19 protein-coding genes are annotated in these 17,776 nt (G+C 72.4%); 11 read left to right on the forward strand and 8 right to left on the reverse strand.

The features are described from left to right. Positions 1 to 200 precede the first annotated feature (200 nt). Both O7542_RS21285 and mca read right to left on the reverse strand, forming a co-directional pair. Entirely contained in the window at positions 201 to 485 is a 285-nt protein-coding gene (locus tag O7542_RS21285; RefSeq protein ID WP_104114278.1) for a hypothetical protein, read from the reverse strand. A gap of 48 nt (positions 486 to 533) precedes the next feature. Then, positions 534 to 1,415 carry a mycothiol conjugate amidase Mca gene (gene mca, locus O7542_RS21290; RefSeq protein ID WP_043326504.1) on the reverse strand — a complete coding sequence of 294 codons (882 nt, stop codon included), beginning with the start codon at positions 1,413 to 1,415 and terminating at the stop codon, positions 534 to 536. 238 nt (positions 1,416 to 1,653) lie between these two features. Here mca and O7542_RS21295 point away from each other — a divergent pair, with 238 nt between their 5' ends. Both O7542_RS21295 and greA read left to right on the forward strand, forming a co-directional pair. Beyond that, positions 1,654 to 2,088: a DUF4307 domain-containing protein gene (locus O7542_RS21295; RefSeq protein ID WP_043326506.1), complete on the forward strand. Its 435-nt coding sequence runs from the start codon at positions 1,654 to 1,656 to the stop codon at positions 2,086 to 2,088. 144 nt (positions 2,089 to 2,232) lie between these two features. Further along, complete coding sequence (greA, locus tag O7542_RS21300) at positions 2,233 to 2,733, forward strand: transcription elongation factor GreA (RefSeq protein ID WP_043326508.1); 501 nt, start codon at positions 2,233 to 2,235, stop codon at positions 2,731 to 2,733. A gap of 151 nt (positions 2,734 to 2,884) precedes the next feature. Here the strand turns inward: greA and ilvA are convergent, their stop codons facing one another. The 4 genes from ilvA to O7542_RS21320 all read right to left on the reverse strand — a co-directional run bounded on the left by ilvA (position 2,885) and on the right by O7542_RS21320 (position 7,651). After that, a complete protein-coding gene (ilvA, locus tag O7542_RS21305; RefSeq protein WP_043326509.1) occupies positions 2,885 to 4,105 on the reverse strand; it encodes a threonine ammonia-lyase in 1,221 nt (406 codons plus the stop codon). Further along, the gene (locus tag O7542_RS21310) at positions 4,102 to 4,932 is read right to left on the reverse strand and encodes a DUF4328 domain-containing protein (protein ID WP_280841791.1); all 831 of its coding nucleotides are present in this window, start codon (positions 4,930 to 4,932) and stop codon (positions 4,102 to 4,104) included. Before O7542_RS21310 ends, ilvA begins: the two co-directional genes overlap by 4 nt. A gap of 147 nt (positions 4,933 to 5,079) precedes the next feature. Beyond that, positions 5,080 to 6,492, reverse strand: coding sequence for an amidase family protein (locus tag O7542_RS21315; protein WP_043326513.1), 1,413 nt, complete (start codon positions 6,490 to 6,492; stop codon positions 5,080 to 5,082). 16 nt (positions 6,493 to 6,508) lie between these two features. Further along, the gene (locus tag O7542_RS21320) at positions 6,509 to 7,651 is read right to left on the reverse strand and encodes a cystathionine gamma-synthase (RefSeq protein WP_043326515.1); all 1,143 of its coding nucleotides are present in this window, start codon (positions 7,649 to 7,651) and stop codon (positions 6,509 to 6,511) included. A 100-nt stretch (positions 7,652 to 7,751) separates the two neighbouring features. Between O7542_RS21320 and O7542_RS21325 the strand changes: the two genes are divergently transcribed. The 4 genes from O7542_RS21325 to msrA all read left to right on the forward strand — a co-directional run bounded on the left by O7542_RS21325 (position 7,752) and on the right by msrA (position 10,047). Beyond that, a complete protein-coding gene (locus tag O7542_RS21325; RefSeq protein ID WP_281605144.1) occupies positions 7,752 to 8,081 on the forward strand; it encodes a hypothetical protein in 330 nt (109 codons plus the stop codon). Beyond that, the gene (locus tag O7542_RS21330; protein WP_043326519.1) at positions 8,081 to 8,773 is read left to right on the forward strand and encodes a nucleotidyl transferase AbiEii/AbiGii toxin family protein; all 693 of its coding nucleotides are present in this window, start codon (positions 8,081 to 8,083) and stop codon (positions 8,771 to 8,773) included. Before O7542_RS21325 ends, O7542_RS21330 begins: the two co-directional genes overlap by 1 nt. Before the next feature lie 124 nt (positions 8,774 to 8,897). Beyond that, positions 8,898 to 9,311 (forward strand): HIT family protein, encoded by a 414-nt coding sequence (locus O7542_RS21335; RefSeq protein ID WP_043326522.1) that lies wholly within the window; start codon positions 8,898 to 8,900, stop codon positions 9,309 to 9,311. A gap of 76 nt (positions 9,312 to 9,387) precedes the next feature. Continuing rightward, on the forward strand, positions 9,388 to 10,047 hold the full coding sequence (msrA, locus tag O7542_RS21340; protein WP_043326524.1) for a peptide-methionine (S)-S-oxide reductase MsrA: 660 nt from the start codon (positions 9,388 to 9,390) through the stop codon (positions 10,045 to 10,047). A 69-nt stretch (positions 10,048 to 10,116) separates the two neighbouring features. On the opposite strand, the gene O7542_RS21345 is transcribed toward msrA, so the two are convergent. Then, the gene (locus O7542_RS21345) at positions 10,117 to 10,470 is read right to left on the reverse strand and encodes a hypothetical protein (RefSeq protein ID WP_166457238.1); all 354 of its coding nucleotides are present in this window, start codon (positions 10,468 to 10,470) and stop codon (positions 10,117 to 10,119) included. Further along, complete coding sequence (locus tag O7542_RS21350; protein ID WP_043326527.1) at positions 10,467 to 10,934, reverse strand: hypothetical protein; 468 nt, start codon at positions 10,932 to 10,934, stop codon at positions 10,467 to 10,469. The genes O7542_RS21345 and O7542_RS21350 overlap by 4 nt, the downstream gene beginning before the upstream one ends. A 205-nt stretch (positions 10,935 to 11,139) precedes the next feature. Between O7542_RS21350 and O7542_RS21355 the strand changes: the two genes are divergently transcribed. The 5 genes from O7542_RS21355 (at position 11,140) to O7542_RS21375 (ending at position 17,697) form a co-directional block, all read left to right on the forward strand. Next, a complete protein-coding gene (locus tag O7542_RS21355; RefSeq protein WP_166457237.1) occupies positions 11,140 to 12,930 on the forward strand; it encodes an N-acetylglutaminylglutamine amidotransferase in 1,791 nt (596 codons plus the stop codon). A 2-nt stretch (positions 12,931 to 12,932) separates the two neighbouring features. After that, the gene (gene ngg / locus O7542_RS21360; RefSeq protein ID WP_113972006.1) at positions 12,933 to 14,771 is read left to right on the forward strand and encodes an N-acetylglutaminylglutamine synthetase; all 1,839 of its coding nucleotides are present in this window, start codon (positions 12,933 to 12,935) and stop codon (positions 14,769 to 14,771) included. Continuing rightward, positions 14,768 to 15,952 carry an osmoprotectant NAGGN system M42 family peptidase gene (locus tag O7542_RS21365; protein ID WP_030501323.1) on the forward strand — a complete coding sequence of 395 codons (1,185 nt, stop codon included), beginning with the start codon at positions 14,768 to 14,770 and terminating at the stop codon, positions 15,950 to 15,952. The genes ngg and O7542_RS21365 overlap by 4 nt, the downstream gene beginning before the upstream one ends. Before the next feature lie 309 nt (positions 15,953 to 16,261). Next, positions 16,262 to 17,191, forward strand: a complete 930-nt coding sequence (locus tag O7542_RS21370) for a ribonuclease Z (RefSeq protein WP_166457236.1) — start codon at positions 16,262 to 16,264, stop codon at positions 17,189 to 17,191. After that, positions 17,188 to 17,697, forward strand: a complete 510-nt coding sequence (locus O7542_RS21375; protein ID WP_043326535.1) for a GNAT family N-acetyltransferase — start codon at positions 17,188 to 17,190, stop codon at positions 17,695 to 17,697. The genes O7542_RS21370 and O7542_RS21375 overlap by 4 nt, the downstream gene beginning before the upstream one ends. Positions 17,698 to 17,776: the final 79 nt, after the last annotated feature.

A 17,776-nucleotide genomic window follows, 5' to 3' on the forward strand; every position in this document is an offset into this window, starting at 1 on the left:
TCGGCCGGCTCGGTGGTCACGGGGCCGCCCCGTCACCGGGCCGGGCGGAGGCATGGCCGGGGGCCGGTGCTGCCTTCGACATCGGCGTCCCCCTTCCGCGCAGGGTCCGGGGCCTGACGGTCCCCCCGGCGGAAGGCTAAGCCAAAGCCGGTGGTCGCAACAGGGGGCGACGACCGGCTTGGGCGTGATTCACGCGGTGTTCAGCTGTTCCGTCGCTGCTGGGAGCCGCTGGGCGTGTTCGTCGGTGAATCCTGCTCGACGAGCCCTTCTGTCGGATCGGCGACTGCGGAATCGGCCCGGCCCGGGGCGCCCTGGTGCGGGAAGCGGTCGGGCAGCCGGCGCAGCCGGGCGTTCATGTTGCGGATCAGCAGGACGGTGACGGTGGCCAGCGCAACGATGAGGAAGAGGCCCATCGGACCGGCCAGACCACCCGTGCGGGTGTCACCGAAGTTGTTCTGTGCGAGCACCTCGACGGCGGTCAGCATGGTGTTCCTCCGATGTGCGACTGCGCACCAGGGTAGACCCCGGCCCGGTCAGTGGGCACGGCACGCCTCCCGTACGCCCGCGAAGAGGTCGGACTCGGGCAGCGGGCTGTCCACCAGCGACCGGGCGAGTTGGAAGTCCTCCGTCGGCCAGGCGCGCTTCTGCAGTTCCATCGGCACCTGGAACCAGAACCCGTCCGGGTCGATCTGGGTGGCGTGGGCGCGCAGGGCGTCGTCGCGGACCGGGAAGTAGTCGGCGCACTCGACCCGGGTGGTGATCCGCGCACCCTTGTCGGGGCGCTCGTCCCAGCGCTTCATCCACTCGCCGTACGGCGATTCGAGCCCGGCTTCGAGCACCGCCTCGTGCAGGCTCATGATCTTGGCCCGGGAGAAGCCCACGTCGTAGTAGAGCTTGAGCGGCTGCCACGGCTCGCCCAGCTCGGGATGGCGCTCCGGGTCACCGGCCGCGTCGAACGCCGCCACGGTGACCTTGTGGGTCATGATGTGGTCGGGGTGCGGGTAGCCGCCCTCCTCGTCGTACGTGGTGACGACGTGCGGGCGGAACTGCCGCATCAGGCGCACCAGCGGCGCGGCGGCGACGTCCACGTCCTGCAGGGCGAAGCAGCCCTCCGGCAGCGGCGGCAGCGGGTCGCCCTCGGGCAGCCCGGAGTCGACGAAGCCGAGCCACGCCTGCTCGACGCCGAGGATCGCCCGGGCGGCGTCCATCTCGGCCCGCCGGATGTCACCGATGTTGGCCCACACGTCGGGGCGGTCCATCTTCGGGTTGAGCACGCTGCCCCGTTCGCCACCGGTCGCGGTGACGACGAGGACGTCCACCCCCTCGGCGACGTATTTCGCCATGGTGGCGGCACCCTTGCTCGACTCGTCGTCGGGATGGGCGTGCACCGCCATGAGACGCAGCTGTTCTGCCACCTTCGGCGCTCCTCGTCTGTGCCCGCCGACCACCCTCCGGTCGGCTGACCTGCCGGAATCTCCCCCCGCGCCCGCGAAAGCCCCCGTGACGGCCGGTCGGGGGCCGCCACCGGAGTGGCCAGGGCCACGCCCGCCGGTCCAGGCCGACCTGCCATCCTTGACTCAGCGCCGGGCTGGGAAGATGGACCTAGCCATTCTTGCCGATGCCGCCGACAACAACGCCAGGAGATACCCGCCGGTGAGCGAGACGCACGCCACAGTCGCCGCGGAGGCGCCGGTCTACCCGCCCGGCCGGTACGGCCGACGCCGGGAGCCGGGGCGCCGCCGGCCGGTCCTGCTCGCCCTGACGGTGGCGGTCCTGCTCGCCGTCCTCGGGCTGGGCGCGGCGAAGCTCTACTACCAGTACGGCGACCCGGAGTACCAGGGCGAGATGATCAGCTACTCCGACATCACCGACTCCCGGGTGACAGTCGACTTCCGGGTCACCGTGCCGCCGGGTGGCTCCGCCACCTGTCTGCTGCGGGCCCGCTCGCACGACGGTGCCCAGGTGGGCAGCATCGAGACCACTGTGAGCGCCGAGCCGGGCCAGCGCCACATCCGGACCCGCCAGGAGGTGCCCACGAGCGCCCGGCCGTTCATCGGTGAGGTGTTGCGCTGCCGGCCGGCCGGCTGAGCCGGAGCGCCGGCGAGCCGCCGGCAACCGCACCCCGGTCCCGTCGCCGGCACCGGGGTGATTGAGCACACCTCGACGTGTGCGGCACTGGTAGCCTTGCAAGTTCACCTGTCAGCCAGTCCGCACCAACCGAGGAGACCGCCTGTGTCCACAAATGGAAACGAGGCGCCCGCCACCTGGCTGTCCCAGGACGCCTACGACCGTCTGCAGGCAGAGCTCGACGAGCTGATCGCCAACCGGCCGGTCATCGCTGCCGAGATCAACGCCCGGCGCGAGGAGGGCGACCTGCGGGAGAACGGTGGCTACCACGCCGCCCGCGAGGAGCAGGGCAAGGCCGAGGGCCGCATTCTCTACCTCAAGGAGCTGCTGCGCACCGCCAAGGTCGGTGAGGCTCCGGACACCGACGCGGTGTCGCCGGGCATGGTCGTGACGATCTACTTCGACGACGACGCGGACGACAGCGAGACGTTCCTGCTGGGCTCCCGGGAGATCGCCTCCACCACCGACCTGACGGTGTACAGCCCCGAGTCCGCGCTCGGCCAGGCCATCCTCGGCGGCAAGGCGGGGCAGACCTGCACCTACACCGCGCCGAGCGGCGCCGATATCAAGGTGACCATCGTCTCCTTCGAGCCGTACAGCGGCTGACCTTCCGGACCCGCGCCGGATGGCTCGGGTCCCGAACCCGACCGAGGCTGACAGGCTCCTCGGACCCGAGCCGCACACCCGAACGCCCCGACCGGATCATCCGGCCGGGGCGTTCGCGTTCCGCTGTGACGTCGGTGTTCCACCGAGGGGCTCAGCCCTCGCCGGTGAAGACCACCTGGTAGCCGCTGGCCCGCAACGCGCTGATCAGGGTGTCCGAGTGCTCCACCCCGCGCGTCTCCACGGACAGGGCCACCTCCACCTCGCCCAGGCGCAGATGCGGGTTGGCCCGCTGGTGCACCACGTCCACCACGTTGGCGCGGTGCTCGGCGATCTCGCCGAGCAGCGAGGCGAGCTGGCCGGGCCGGTCGACGCAGCGCACCGTGATCCGCAGGAAACGGCCGGCCGCCGCCAGACCGTGCTCGATCACCCGGAGCATGAGCAGCGGATCGATGTTGCCGCCGGAGAGCACCGCCACCACCGGCGCGGTCACCTCAACCGCGCCGGACAGCAGCGCCGCCACCCCTACCGCGCCGGCCGGCTCGACCACCTGCTTGCCGCGTTCCAGCAGCATCAGCAGCGCCCGGGAGATGTCCTCCTCGGAGACCGTGACGACGTCGTCGACGAGCTTGCGGACGTGGGTGAAGGTCAGCTCCCCCGGCCGGCCGACGGCGATCCCGTCGGCGATCGTCGCGAACGAGGGCAGGCGTACCGGCTCGCCGGCCCGCAGCGAGGGCGGGAAGGCGGCGGCGCTCGCCGCCTGGACCCCGATCACCCGTACGTCGGGACGCAGCGCCTTGGCCGCCACCGCCATCCCGGAGACCAGTCCGCCACCGCCCACCCCGGTCACGATGGTGCGCACGTCCGGGCACTGTTCGAGGATCTCCAGCGCGACGGTGCCCTGACCGGCGATCACGTCCGCGTGGTCGAACGGGTGGATGAACACCGCACCGGTCCGCTCGGCGAAGGTCTGCGCCGCGACGAGCGACTCGTCCACCGTGTTGCCGACCAGCTCGACCTGCGCGCCGTACCCCTTGGTCGCGGCGACCTTCGGCAGCGGCGCGTTCACCGGCATGAAGACGGTGGCGTGCGCGCCGACCAGCCCGGCGGCGAGCGCCACCCCCTGGGCGTGGTTGCCGGCGCTCGCCGCGACCACGCCCCGGGCCCGCTCCTCGGCCGAGAGGCGGGAGATCCGCACGTACGCGCCACGCACCTTGTACGACCCGGCGCGTTGCAGGTTCTCGCACTTGAGCCAGACCGGCCCGCCGAGCGCGGCGCTGAGCGGCCGGGACGGCTCCAGCGGGGTGGTACGGGTGACACCGCCGAGCAGTTCCCGCGCAGCTTGAACGTCGGCGAGACCGACCAGTTCCGTCATGCCCCGATCGTGCCACCCGGCCCCGGTGGGATCTGCGCCGACGTGGCCGACGGCGCGGGCGGCACCGACGCGACGGAAGCGGGCCGGTCGGGGTGCCCCGGCCCGCCCGGCTGACCCGGCCACGCCGGCTGACCCGGCCACCCCTGCTGACCCGGCCACGCGGGCACGGCCCGGGCGAGCCGGTCCTGCTGGGCGGCGGAGATCCGGCGGATCAGCACGACGAACGCGATCCCGGCGACCAGGCAGGCCAAGGCCGGCACCAGCCGGGGCGCGAGCGCCTCCTCGTAGTAGCGCACGTACGTGCCGAACTCCGCGTCGTTGCGGGGCAGCTCGGTCAGCCGGTCGTACCGCTGCTGCTGCGCCTGCGCGACGAACCGGTCACCGATCAGGAACACCAGCCAGCTCACCCACCACACCCCGACCAGCCACGACTGGCGGCGCTGCCAGACGCTGTTCCGGAGCAGGTCGGCGAGCACCCGGGCCGGCACCACGAGGTTGGCGAACGGCACCAGCCAGCCGGCGATCGCCCACGCCGGGCTCAGGCTCGGCACGGCGCCCGGGAAGGCGTCCAGGTTCTTGCGCGCCCGCCAGGTCCAGATCACCACGAGCGTCCCCGCGGTCAGCAGGGCGAGCAGGTAGGGCAGGGTGAACAGCACCTCGACCAGCACCGCGCCGAGCAGCACGTCCCGGTCGAGCTGCTCGGCGGCCGAGCGGGCCATCCGCACACCAACCAGCGGGAACAGAGCCGTGAGCAGGTAGCACAGGGTGGCGGCGCCGACCGCGGACGCCCCGGCCACCGCCAGTCCGCGCACGCCGTACGTGGGCACGCCGGGACTCACGGCGGGTTGGCCGACGCGCGTACCGCAGCGCTGGCACTCCTCAAAGGCCGGGGACGTGGCGTCCCCGCAGGTCTGGCAGTTCATCGGGGACCGTCCGAGTTGGTGTGCGCGACAGGGTGCGCACACGCTAGACGATCACGCGGTGGCCGGCGACCCCGTTCCGACGCGGGGGTAGCCGGGGGCGTGCCGGGCCCACGGCGCCTGCATCTCGAACTGACCGGCCACGCCGAGCAGCAGCAGCTCGGAGCCGGGCGGGCCGACGAACTGCACGCCCACCGGCAGCCCGTCCGGGCGGCGGCCGACCGGCACCACGATCGACGGCAGCCCGGCGATGTTCCACGGCGCCGCGTACGGGGCGTACCTGATGTTCGCCGACATGTTCGCCAGCCAGGAGCGGCCGGACCAGCCGGCGGCCTCCGGCGGCGGCCCGGCCAGCGCCGGGGTGAGCAGCAGGTCGATCGAGTTGTCCGCGAAGAAGTTCACCGACCGTTCGCGCCAGGCCGCCCGGTCGGCCTCCCGCACGTACCCCCGGCGCTGCGCCCACTCGCCGAGCGTGACGTGCCGGCGGCTGCGGCGCTGGAGCTGGCGCGGGGCGACCCCGGCGGCGCGCACGTCGGCGGCGGCCGCCGCGAACCAGGTGGCGATGCCCTGCAGGCCGAGCCGGGTCGGGTAGACCGGGTCGGTGGGCACGGTGTCGTGACCGGCGGCGGCGAGCAGGCGGCCGGCGGCGGCCACCGCGTCCCGGTTCGGGGCGTCCGGCGAGACGCCGCGCACCGGCGAGCGCAGCGAGACGCCGACCCGTAGCCGCGCCGGCGGGACCAGCTTGTCCGGCCGGCGACCGGCCAGCACCGAGAAACCGACCACCGCGTCGGCCACGGTGCTGGTGAGCATGCCGTGCTCGGTCAGGCCGAACCAGTCGTCCGCGCCGAGCTGGCAGGGCACCACGCCCCGGCCGGGCTTGAGCCCGACCAGGCCGCAGCAGGCCGCCGGGATGCGGATCGACCCGAGGCCGTCGTTGCCGTGCGCCATCGGCACCAGCCCGGCGGCCACCGCGGCGGCCGCGCCGCCGGAGGAGCCGCCGGGGGTACGCGCCGGATCCCACGGGTTGCGGGTGGCAGCGGTGTCGTCGTCGGTGAGCGCCCACAGGCCCAGTTCCGGCATCCGGGTCACGCCCAGGATCACCGCGCCCGCTCCGCGCAGCCGCCGGACCACCTCGTGGTCGGCCTCCGCCACCGGTGTACGCATGGCGGCCGACCCGTTCCACGTGGGCAGGCCGGCCACCGGCGTGTTCTCCTTGACCGCCACCGGCACGCCGGCGAGCGGGAGGTTCGCCAGTTCCTCCTGCTCGTCGACCTTCTCCGCCTCGGTGATCGCCTCACCGCCGCGTACCGTGCGGAACGCGGCCAGGTCGGCGTCGACCCGGGTGACGTGATCCAGGTGGTCGGCGACGACCTGGGTGGCGGAGACGTCGCCACGGCGTACCGCCCGGGCGATCTGTTTCGCGGTCGCACCGACCCACGTCGTCGGCAAGATCTCCGGCACTGCCACCCTCCCCAGCCAGCGGTCAGCCCAGGGCCTGCTCCAGATCGGCGAGCAGGTCGTCGACCGTCTCGATGCCGACAGACAGTCGCACGAGATCGCCGGGAACTTCAAGCGGCGAGCCCGCAGCGCTTGCGTGTGTCATCCGGCCCGGGTGCTCGATCAGGGACTCGACGCCGCCGAGCGACTCGGCGAGCACGAACAGCCGGGATCGGTTGCAGATGTCCACGGCATGCTCCTCGCCGCCCGCCGCGCGGAACGAGATCATGCCGCCGAACCGCCGCATCTGCTTGGCGGCCACCTCGTGGCCGGGGTGCGAGGGCAGGCCCGGGTAGATGACCTGCGCGACCTTCGCGTGGCCGTCCAGGTAGGCCGCGATCCGCTCGGCGTTGTCGCAGTGCCGGTCCATCCGTACCCCGAGGGTCTTGATGCCGCGCAGGGTGAGCCAGGCGTCGAACGGGCCGTTGATCGCGCCCATCGCGTTCTGGTGGTAACGCAGCTCCTCGCCGAGCGCCCGGTCCGCCGCGACGAGCGCGCCGCCGACCACGTCGGAGTGTCCGCCGACGTACTTGGTGGTGGAGTGCACCACCACGTCCGCGCCGAACGCGATCGGCTGCTGCAGGTACGGCGAGGCGAACGTGTTGTCGACCACCAGCAGCGCGCCGGCGTCGTGCGCCACGGCGGCCAGCGCCGCGATGTCGGCGATGCCGAGCAGCGGGTTGGTCGGCGTCTCCACCCACACGATCCGGGTGGCGCCCGGGCGGATCGCCGCGCGCACGGCGTCCGGGTCGGAGACCTTCGCCGGGGTGTAGTCCAGCCCCCAGCGCTCGGCCACCTTGGCGAACAGCCGGTAGGTGCCGCCGTACGCGTCGTCCGGGATCACCACGTGGTCGCCCGGCTTGCAGACGGTCCGCAGCAGCGTGTCCTCGGCGGCCAGGCCACTGGCGAAGGCGAGTGCCACCTGGCCGCCCTCCAGCGCGGCCAGGCACTCCTGGAGCGCGTCCCGGGTGGGGTTGCCGGAGCGGCTGTACTCGTAGCCCTCGCGCGGCGCGCCGACGGCGTCCTGGGCGTACGTGCTGGTCTGGTAGATCGGCGGAATCACCGCGCCGGTGCGGGCCTCCGGGGCCTGACCGGCGTGGATGGCGAGTGTGTCGAAGCCGTGCCTCATGCCGCAGACGTTAGTCCGCCCGCTTCCCCTTTGCTCCCGGTAGGCCGGGCGCGCCTGTCACAACCAGGACTCTGTCGGGGTGGTCGGCCATACTGGTCCGGTGAGTACGACCGAGGCGCTCCCCTCCCGCCTGCACGGCGTCGCCGACCGGATCCCGGCCTCGCTGGGTCTTTTGAGCGGCCCGCGGTCGGGGCGGGTCAGCCTGCCCGTGCGCCTTGCCTGGTCGGGCCCCGGCGACTACGACGTGGGCGACCCGGGTGAGCGACTGACCCTCTACTGCCTCCTGCTTGACTGCGGCCAGCGGGACGACATCATCAGATACGTCGACGCCGCGCTGCTCCGCCAGGACTGGCCACGTATTCGACGGTTGACGGCCCGGCGGGTGACCCGGCTCTGGGAGAGGCAACTGCCCGACCTCGTCGCCGGGTGATGGACGCGCTGCACCGTCGCCTGCTGGAGATCGGTTTCGCCGCTGGTGACGACCTGGGACTGATGCTCGCCGGTGGCTACGCCATGTGTGCCCACGATCTGGTCGACCGGCCTTCCCAGGACATCGACTTCGCCACGGCCGCCGCGATGCCACTCAGTGCCGTGGCGGACCGGCTCGCCGCCGCCTACGTCGCGGCCGGGTTCTCCGCCCGGATCATCGAGGCGACGCCGCGCATGGCTCGCCTGCTGATCTCGGACGACGCCTCTTCCTGTGAGGTCGATCTGCTCAAGGAGGCACTCGCGCCGCCAGCCCGCATGGCGCTGGGCCCGGTGCTGGCCTTCGAGGACGCGGTCGGGCTGAAGGTCCGGGCGCTGCACGACCGTGCCGCCCACCGCGACTACATCGACGTCCGCGCAGCCTCCGAGCGGCTCACCCGGTCGGAGCTGGAGCATCTCGGCGCCCGGCACACGGCCGGCTTCTCGTTGGACGAACTGGCCGACCGGCTGGGTGGTGTGACGGAGCGGGACAGCCGGACGTTCCGTTCGTACGGGCTCACCGAGCAGCAGGTCGACGAGCTGCGCGGATGGGCGCTGCGGTGGGAGGCGGACATCCGGGCGCGCCTCGCCAACGGCGAGACCGGCCCGACCGGCATCCCCGACGACGACTGGGACGCCTACCTCGATCGCGCCTGACCTACGGCCGGTCTTCTCGTCGATCATGAGGTTGACGGTGGTCGCCGTCCGATTTGTCGCCGCCAACCTCATGATCAACGCTCGCCCGGAGGTGGGGTGGGCGGGCCGGGCCTAGGGTGGGCGGATGAGCGGGTGCGTGTTCTGCGGGATCGTGGCGGGCGAGGTGCCCGCGTTCCGGGTCACCGACGAGCCGGACGGGGTCGCGTTCCTGGACACCCGCCCGGTGTTCAAGGGGCACGTGCTCGTGGTGCCCCGCACCCACCTGGTCGCCCTGTCCGACCTGCCGCCCGACGCACTGCCCGGCTACTTCCGGCTGGTCCAGCGCATCGCCGTGGCGGTGGAGACCGGTCTGGACGCCGGTGGGACGTTCGTGGCGATGAACAACCGGGTGTCCCAGTCCGTACCGCACCTGCACACCCACGTGGTTCCCAGGACGAAGGGCGACGGTCTGCGCGGCTTCTTCTGGCCGCGTACCCGGTACGCAGGTGACGCCGAGGCCGAGGCGTTCGCCGGGCGGATCTCGGCGGCGCTGGCCTGACGTCGCGGTGGGCGGGTAAGGAACCGGAGGGCCACGCTGTTGCACACGCTGGGAAAGCCAAGAGAGGAGTCCCACCGTGTTCCTCCGCCGCATGAAGGCCGAGATGATCTCTCCTGACCAGGCCCTGCCGGGCCGCCCGATCGCGATGCCGATCGCCGACCGGCACGAGGTGCTGCCGTCGACGCTGAAGGGCCCGTTCCCCGAGGGCGCGCAGGTCGCTGTCTTCGGCATGGGCTGCTTCTGGGGCGCCGAGCGGCTGTTCTGGACCCTCCCCGGCGTGATCACCACGTCCGCCGGCTACGCGGGTGGCTACACCACCAACCCGACGTACGAGGAGGTGTGCTCGGGTATGACCGGGCACGCCGAGGTGGTCCAGGTGGTCTACGACCCGTCGAAGATCGCCTACGAGGACCTGCTCAAGGTCTTCTGGGAGAACCACGACCCGACCCAGGGCATGCGCCAGGGCAACGACGTGGGCACCCAGTACCGCTCGGCGATCTACACCACCACCGACGAGCAGGCCGCCGCTGCGAAGGCGTCGCGGGACGCGTTCGCGCCGATCGTGGCCCGGGCCGGCAAGGGTGAGATCACCACCGAGATCGCGCCGCTCGGCGACTACTACTTCGCCGAGGACTACCACCAGCAGTACCTGGCGCCGACGAAGAACCCGAACGGCTACTGCAACCACGGACCGAACGGGCTGAGCTGCCCGGTCGGCGTCGCCCGCACCGCGTAGCCAGACCGAGCACTGCCCATTCCATTCGGGCCCTCGCCCCTCAGGGACGGGGGCCCGAACGCACTGCGGTCAATCGGTGGCTCTGGGATGGCCGGTTCCGGCGTGCTTGATCCAGCAGGTTCGGGTCTGGTCGTCGACCAGGTACCAGATGCGGCCGCCGGCGGTGACCTCGTACTGCCACTGCGGCAGTGACCGCCCGTTGGGCACGGCTGTGGCGAGGGAGCCCTTGAGGGGGTGCTGGCGGCTGTTCGGCGGAGACGGGCACGGGTGCGCCTCGATCGCGTCGAACGCGCCGCGCGTGTTGGCCGCGGCCTGCCGGCACAGTTCCTCCCAGCCCTTCGCCGCGTCGTTTGTGGCGAACCGCAGGGCGTACCCGCCGGGCCGGGGTGGCGGGGCGGCGCGGTCGCCGCGCTTCGCGCTCACTCGTCGGTCGGGCGCGTCACCGGCCCGAAGTCGTCGGCGCTGGGCGCGGCCAGGATCCGATGCAGGTCGGGATCGGCGTGCACCTCAGCGGTGTGCCGCCATTCGGTGAGCAGCTGGGACACCGCCGCGGTGCTGCCGACAGCCGCTGCGGCCTCGGCCGTGGCGATGAACTCGTCGGTCATCTGCTCGGCGTCCCCCTGCGGCAGGAACCGCATCCAGGGCAGCACAGTCGGAAGCGTCTCCCGGACCAGGGCCGGCTCTCGCCGCGCCAGGCCGGCCAGCAGCCGCGCGGTCAGGTCGACCACCTCCCCCTCGGCTTCAGCCCGCTCGGCGGACATCAGCACCAGGTCGGCGGCGTCGCGGCGACGGAGCCGCAGCGCCCGGGTTCGGGCCAGCCGTTCGGCGGTTTCCGTCGGCTGGCGCAGCAGCTCGGAGAACGGCACCGACTCCAAGGGCATCGACATGACATCAATACTACTTCAGAAGTAGCCTGCTGCGGCATTCCTCACACCCCTGCGGGTGCCGAATCCCGACATCGGGTGGAATGAGGCAGGAACCGAAGGCGTGACAGGCAACCACGCTGCGTGACGGCGCATCGTAGCAAGCTGTCACACGTTCGTCATCGTCTCAACAGGCGAACCGAAACAACCTCTGGCAGCATTGGCTCGTATGTGCGGACTTGCGGGAGAGTTCCGCCGTGACGGTTCACGCGCCGATGTCTCGGCCGTGGAGCGGATGGCGGCCACGATGAGTGACCGAGGGCCCGACGACAGCGGCGTCTGGTCGCAAGGGCCGACCGCGCTGGGACACCGGCGCCTGAAGATCATCGACCTGTCCGCGGCGAGCGGCCAACCCATCGTGGACGCCGCCGCCGGGCTCACCGGTGTCTTTAACGGCTGCATCTACAACTACCGGGAACTACGCGCCGAACTGCAGGCCAAGGGCCACCGGTTCTTCTCGTCCGGCGACAGCGAGGTAGTGGTCAAGGCGTACGCCGAGTGGGGGCTCGACTTCGTCGACCACCTGATCGGCATGTTCGCGGTGGCGATCAGCGAGCGCGACACCGGCCGCCTGGTGCTGGCCCGGGACCGCCTCGGCATCAAGCCGCTCTACCTGGCCGAGACCCCCGGCGTGGTGCGGTTCGCCTCGACCCTGCCGGCGCTGCTCGCCGGTGGCGGCATCGACACCACCATCGACCGGGTGGCGCTCGCCCACTACCTGAGCTTCCACAGCATCGTGCCGCCGCCGCGCACCATCCTCGCCGGCGTCACCAAGCTGCCGCCGGCCACGGTCCGGGTGTACGAGGCGGACGGCTCCACCCACGAGCGGGTCTACTGGGACCCGTCGTTCGGCCGCGCCGCCGAGCGGGCCGGCTGGTCCGAGCGGGACTGGCAGGACGCGCTGCTCGACTCGCTGACCACCGCCGTACGCCGCCGCATGGTGGCCGACGTTCCGGTGGGCGTGTTGCTCTCCGGCGGCCTCGACTCCAGCCTTGTCGTCGCGCTGCTCGCCGGCGAGGGGCAGGCCCAGTCCGGCCTGGCCACGTTCTCCATCGGCTTCGACGCGGTGGGCGGGCGGGAGGGCGACGAGTTCGTCTACTCCGACCTGGTCGCGAAGACGTTCGGCACCGACCACCACCAGATCCGGGTGCCCACCGGCGACCTGCTGCCGCCGCTGGAGGCCGCCGTCGGGGCCATGAGCGAACCGATGGTCAGCCACGACTGCGTCGCGTTCTGGCTGCTCAGCCAGGAGGTCGCGAAGCACGTCAAGGTGGTCCAGTCGGGTCAGGGCGCGGACGAGATCCTGGGCGGCTACCACTGGTACCCGCCGCTCGCCGGGGTGGACCGGGAGCAGGCGCTCGAGACGTACGCGAAGGCGTTCTTCGACCGCGACGCGGCCGGACTGGCCCGGGTGCTCAACCCGGCGTGGCTGGCCGACGGCGACCCGGCGCGGGAGTTCGTGGCCGCGCACCTGGGCCGCCCGGGCGCGCAGACCGCCGTCGACGCCGGCCTGCGGATCGACACCCAGGTCATGCTGACCGACGACCCGGTGAAGCGGGTCGACAACATGACCATGGCGCACGGGCTGGAGGCCCGGGTGCCGTTCCTCGACCACGAGTTCGTCGAGCTGGCCGCGAGCTGCCCGCCGGAGCTGAAGCTGGCCCAGGGCGGCAAGGGCGTGCTCAAGGAGATCGGCCGGCGGGTCCTGCCGCACGAGGTCATCGACCGGCCCAAGGGCTACTTCCCGGTGCCCGGACTCACCCACCTGGAGGGCAAGCTCCTCGACCGGGTACGCGACGCGCTCACCGCGCCCGAGGCGCGCCGTCGCGACCTGTTCCGCGCCGACTACGTCGACGCGCTGCTCGCCGACCCGAACGCCGAACTGACCCCGTTGAACGGAAACAAGCTGTGGCAACTGGGACTCCTGGAAATGTGGCTCCAGAGCCACGGAATCGACTGACCGTGACCGACACCCTCGCCACCGGAACGGCACGTACCGACCGGGAACGGGTGCTGGGGCGCCGCCGGGAACGCATCGGCCCCGGCGGTGACCCGGTCGCACCGGGTACGCCGGAGCAGCGGCAGCCGGAGCCCACGTCCACCGACGCCTCGGGCGTGGTGCTGGACTGCGGCTGGGGCCGGCTGGTGTTCGGGCAGACGTTCGACGACCAGGTGCACGTGGCCGACGTGCTGCGCTCCGAGGCGGTCGGCGCCCGGGACATCTGCATCTACCTGCGCGACCCGCACGTGCTGGTGTCGCGGCTGCCGGACGAGCTGTTCATCGACCCGTCGCTGACGTACCGGCTGCCGCTGGGCGAGAAGCGGCCCGCCGCGACCGAGGGCGGCGAGGTGCCCGGGCTGACCGTCCGGCCGCTGCGTGACGCCGCCGACGCGGAGGCGGTGAACCGGATCTACGCGCGCAACGGCATGGTCACCGCCCCGGTCGAGGTGCTGGTGGACAACGCCGGCACGGACCGGTTCCTGCACCTGGTGGCCGAGGACACCACGGGTGAGGTGGTCGGCACCATCACCGGCGTGGACCACGTCGCGGTCTTCGGCGATCCGGAGAACGGCGCGAGCCTGTGGTGCCTCACAGTCGACTTCAACACCGCCCCGCCCGGCACCGGGCAGGCGCTGCTCACCGCGCTCGCCGACCGGCTCGACGGGCGCGGCCGGGCGTTCGTGGACCTGTCCGTGCTGGCCGAGAACTCGGGCGCGATCCGGCTGTACGAGCGCCTCGGCTTCCACCGCACCGGCACGCTCTGCGTGAAGCGGAAGAACCCGATCAACGAGCGCCTGTTCCTGCCCGCCATGCCCGAGGGGTACGACGAGCTGAACCCGTACGCGAAGATCGTCGCGGACGAGGCGATGCGCCGCGGCATCCGGGTGGAGGTGACCGACCCGCACTGGGGTGAGCTGAAGCTGACCACCGGCGGCCGGACCATCCACACCCGCGAGTCGCTGTCGGAGCTGACCTCGGCGGTGGCGATGAGCCGCTGCGACGACAAGCGGGTGACCCGGCGCATCCTCACCGAGGCGGGCCTGTCGGTGCCGCGCGGGCGTACCGCCACCGGTGAGCCCGACGACGTGGCGTTCCTGAACGACGTGGGTCCGGTGGTGGTCAAGCCGGCGCGGGGCGAGCAGGGCAACGGCATCACCGTCGGCGTGCGTACGCCCGAGGCGCTGACCGCGGCCGTCGAGCTGGCCCGCCGGTTCTGCCCGGACGTGCTGATCGAGGAGCTGCGCGCGGGCGAGGACCTGCGGGTCGTGGTGATCGACCACGAGGTGGTCGCCGCCGCGGTACGCCGCCCGGCGCAGATCACCGGCGACGGGGTGCACGACATCACCGAGCTGATCGAGCGGCAGAGCCGCCGCCGGGCCGCCGCCACCGGGGGCGAGTCCCGCATCCCGATCGACGACATGACCCGCGAGGTGGTGGCCGAGGCCGGGTACCGGATGCACGACGTGCTCCCGGAGGGCGAGGTGCTCGCGGTACGCCGGACGGCCAACCTGCACACCGGCGGCACGATCCACGACGTGACCGCCGAGCTGCACCCGGCGATCGCCGAGGCGTGCGTCACCGCGAGCCGGGCGCTGGACATCCCGGTCACCGGGCTGGACCTGCTGGTCCCCGCCCCGGACCGGCCGGAACACGTGTTCATCGAGGCGAACGAGCGGCCCGGACTGGCCAACCACGAACCGCAGCCCACCGCCGAGCGCTTCGTCGACCTGCTCTTCCCGGGTACCCGGGCACCGCAGCGACTCTGGTCGCCGGCCGGTGCGGCAAGCTCTGGGGCATGACCGCACGCAAGCCCCAACCGCTCAAGCTCGACCTCGACTACCTCCGCCAGGTGCTGGTGGAGCTGCTGGAGATCCCCAGCCCGTCGGGGCGCACCGACCACATCCAGCAGTACGTGGGCGAGCGGCTCTCCGCGATCGGGATCAGCTCCACGCTGACCCGTCGCGGGGCGCTGAGCGCCTGTCTGCCCGGCCCCCGGTCGACCGGCGCCGACCGGGCGATCGTGGTGCACACCGACACCATCGGCGGCATGGTGAAGCGGCTCAAGGAGAACGGCCGGCTGGAGGTCAACCCGATCGGCACGCACAGCGCCCGCTTCGCCGAGGGCGCCCACGTGCGGATCTTCACCGACGACCTGGAGCGGGTCGTCACCGGCCAGGTGCTGCCGCTGAAGGCGAGCGGGCACCGCTACAACGAGGCGGTCGACCTGCAGGGCGTCGGCTGGGAACTGGTCGAGGTGCGGGTGGACGAGCCGGTGCACGACGAGGCCGGGCTGCGGGCGCTCGGCATCGACGCCGGGGACTTCGTCGCGTTCCTGCCCAACCCCACCATCACCCCGAACGGGTACGTCAAGTCCCGCCACCTGGACGACAAGGCGGGCGTGGCGGCGGTGCTGACCGCGTTCAAGGCGATGGTCGACGCCGGTGTCACCCCGGCGGTCACCGCGCACCTGCTGGTCACCGTCACCGAGGAGATCGGCCACGGCGCGAGCCACGGGCTGGACCCGGACGTCGCGGAGATCGTGTCGGTGGACGCGGCGGTGGTCGCGCCGGGCCAGCAGTCCCGGGAGACCGCGGCGACGCTCGCCATGGGCGACGGGGTCGGCCCGTTCGACTACCACCTGACCCGCAACCTCGCCTCGATCGCCAAGGAACACGGCGTCGACCTGGTCCGGGACGTGTTCGACTACTACCGCTCGGACGTGGCCGCCGCGGTCGAGGCCGGGGCGCACGCCCGGGTGGCGCTGCTCGGGTTCGGCGTGGACGCCACCCACGGCCACGAGCGCACCCACCTCGACGGCCTGCACCAGCTCACCCAGCTGCTCTGCCTCTACCTGCAGAGCCCGCTGGTGTTCCCGGAGTGGGACGCCGAGCCGGAGGGCGACCTGGCCGACTTCCCGTCGCTCGCCGTGCAGCCGGCGAACGAGGACGGCCCGCGCGAGGGCCCGATCGGCCTGGACTGACCGGGCCTGTGATCGAAATCCGTTGCCGCGGCCGCCGCGAAGTGGATAGCGTGGCGGTACACGGGAAAGGAGGTGGTCCAGACTTGTATAGCAATCGGACTCGTGAGGTGGCTGTCCGCTAGCCGCTGTCCTCGACAGTGAAAACTCGCCCGCCGCGAGGCGGGCACCTGCAGGATCGTCGAGACCGTGTGGCAGCGGTGCGGCGAAACCACGACAGCCACCCGACCCCCGGGGTGCCGGCCCAGTCCAGCCGGCCCGCGCGCGAGCGCGGAAGCCCCGGGGGTCGCTTTTTGCGCTCGGGAGGGTGCGGTGTCCATGCGTGAGCTGGTGGTGCTCGGTACGGCCAGCCAGGCCCCGACCCGGCAGCGCAACCACAACGGCTACCTGCTGCGCTGGGACGACGAGGTGATCCTCTTCGACCCGGGCGAGGGCAGCCAGCGGCAGATGCTGCACACCGGGGTCACCGCCACCGACCTGACCCGGATCTGCGTCACCCACTTCCACGGCGACCACTGCCTCGGGCTGCCCGGCATGATCCAGCGGCTCTCGCTGGACCGCGTACCGCGCCCGGTGGCGGTGCACTTCCCGGCCGGCGGCGCCGAGTACTTCGCCCGGCTGCGCCACGCCTCCAGCTTCTACGAGACCGCCGAACTGGCAGTCGAGCCGATCGACGCCGACGGGCAGCGGATCACCCTGGGCATCGGCACGCTGGAGGCCCGCCGGCTGCGGCACCCGATCGAGACGTACGGGTACCGCCTGGTCGAGCCGGACGGCTGCCGGATGCTTCCGGAGCGGCTGGCCGCGTACGGCATCGCCGGTCCGGACACCGGAAGGCTGCTGCGCGACGGCCACCTGGACCGCGACGGGCGCCGCGTCACCCGGGACGAGGTGAGCGTCGTCCGGCCGGGGCAGCGGTTCGCGTTCGTGATGGACACCGGGCTCTGCGACGGCGTGTACGCGCTCGCCGAGCACGCCGACCTGCTGGTGATCGAGTCGACGTTCCTGGAGTCGGAGGCGGCGCTCGCCGCCGAGGTCGGGCACCTCACCGCCGGCCAGGCCGCGCGGGTCGCGGCCGAGTCGGGGGTACGCACGCTCGTGCTCACCCACTTCTCCCAGCGGTACGCCGACCCGCGCCGCTTCCACGACGAGGCCCGCGAGCACTTCTCCGGTGATCTGGTGATCGCCGAGGATCTTCAGACGGTACAGGTGCCGCCCCGGCGGGTACCGTCGCCCGGGTGACGATCTCCCTACGTTCCGCGACCGAGGCCGACCTGATGGCGGTCGGCGCCCTGCACCAGCGTTCCCGGGTGGCGGCGTACTCGTCGTTTCTGCCGCCCGAGGCGCTGGCCGACCCGACGCCGGAGGCGATGGGCCGCTACTGGGTGGAACGGCTGACCTGGGAGGGCGCGGACCACCGGATGACGGTGGCCGAGCGGGACGGGAAGCTGGTGGGCTTCAGCTACCTCGGGCCGGACGACGAGGGCGACCCGGCGACCGGGCTGCTCAACGCGATCCACCTGGAGCCGTCCGAGCGGGGCCGGGGCACCGGACGGGCGCTGATGGTGGACGCGCTCGACGCGATGCGGGCCCGGGGCTGGACGCGCGCGGTGCTGTGGGTGCTGCGGGACAACGCCCACGCGCGCCGTTTCTACGAGCGCGGCGGCTGGACCGCCACCGGTGATGAGCGGGACGAACACATCGGCCGGGTGCTGGTCCCCCAGCTCCGCTACGCCCGCCGCTTGTAAGGAAGGGCCCCTTATTAACGCCTCCGGTAGAGGAAGGGCCCCCTTTTAACACCGCGGTGTTAAAAGGGGGCCCTTCCTT

This window comes from Micromonospora sp. WMMC264, assembly GCF_027497275.1.
Taxonomy (GTDB): domain Bacteria; phylum Actinomycetota; class Actinomycetes; order Mycobacteriales; family Micromonosporaceae; genus Micromonospora; species Micromonospora chalcea.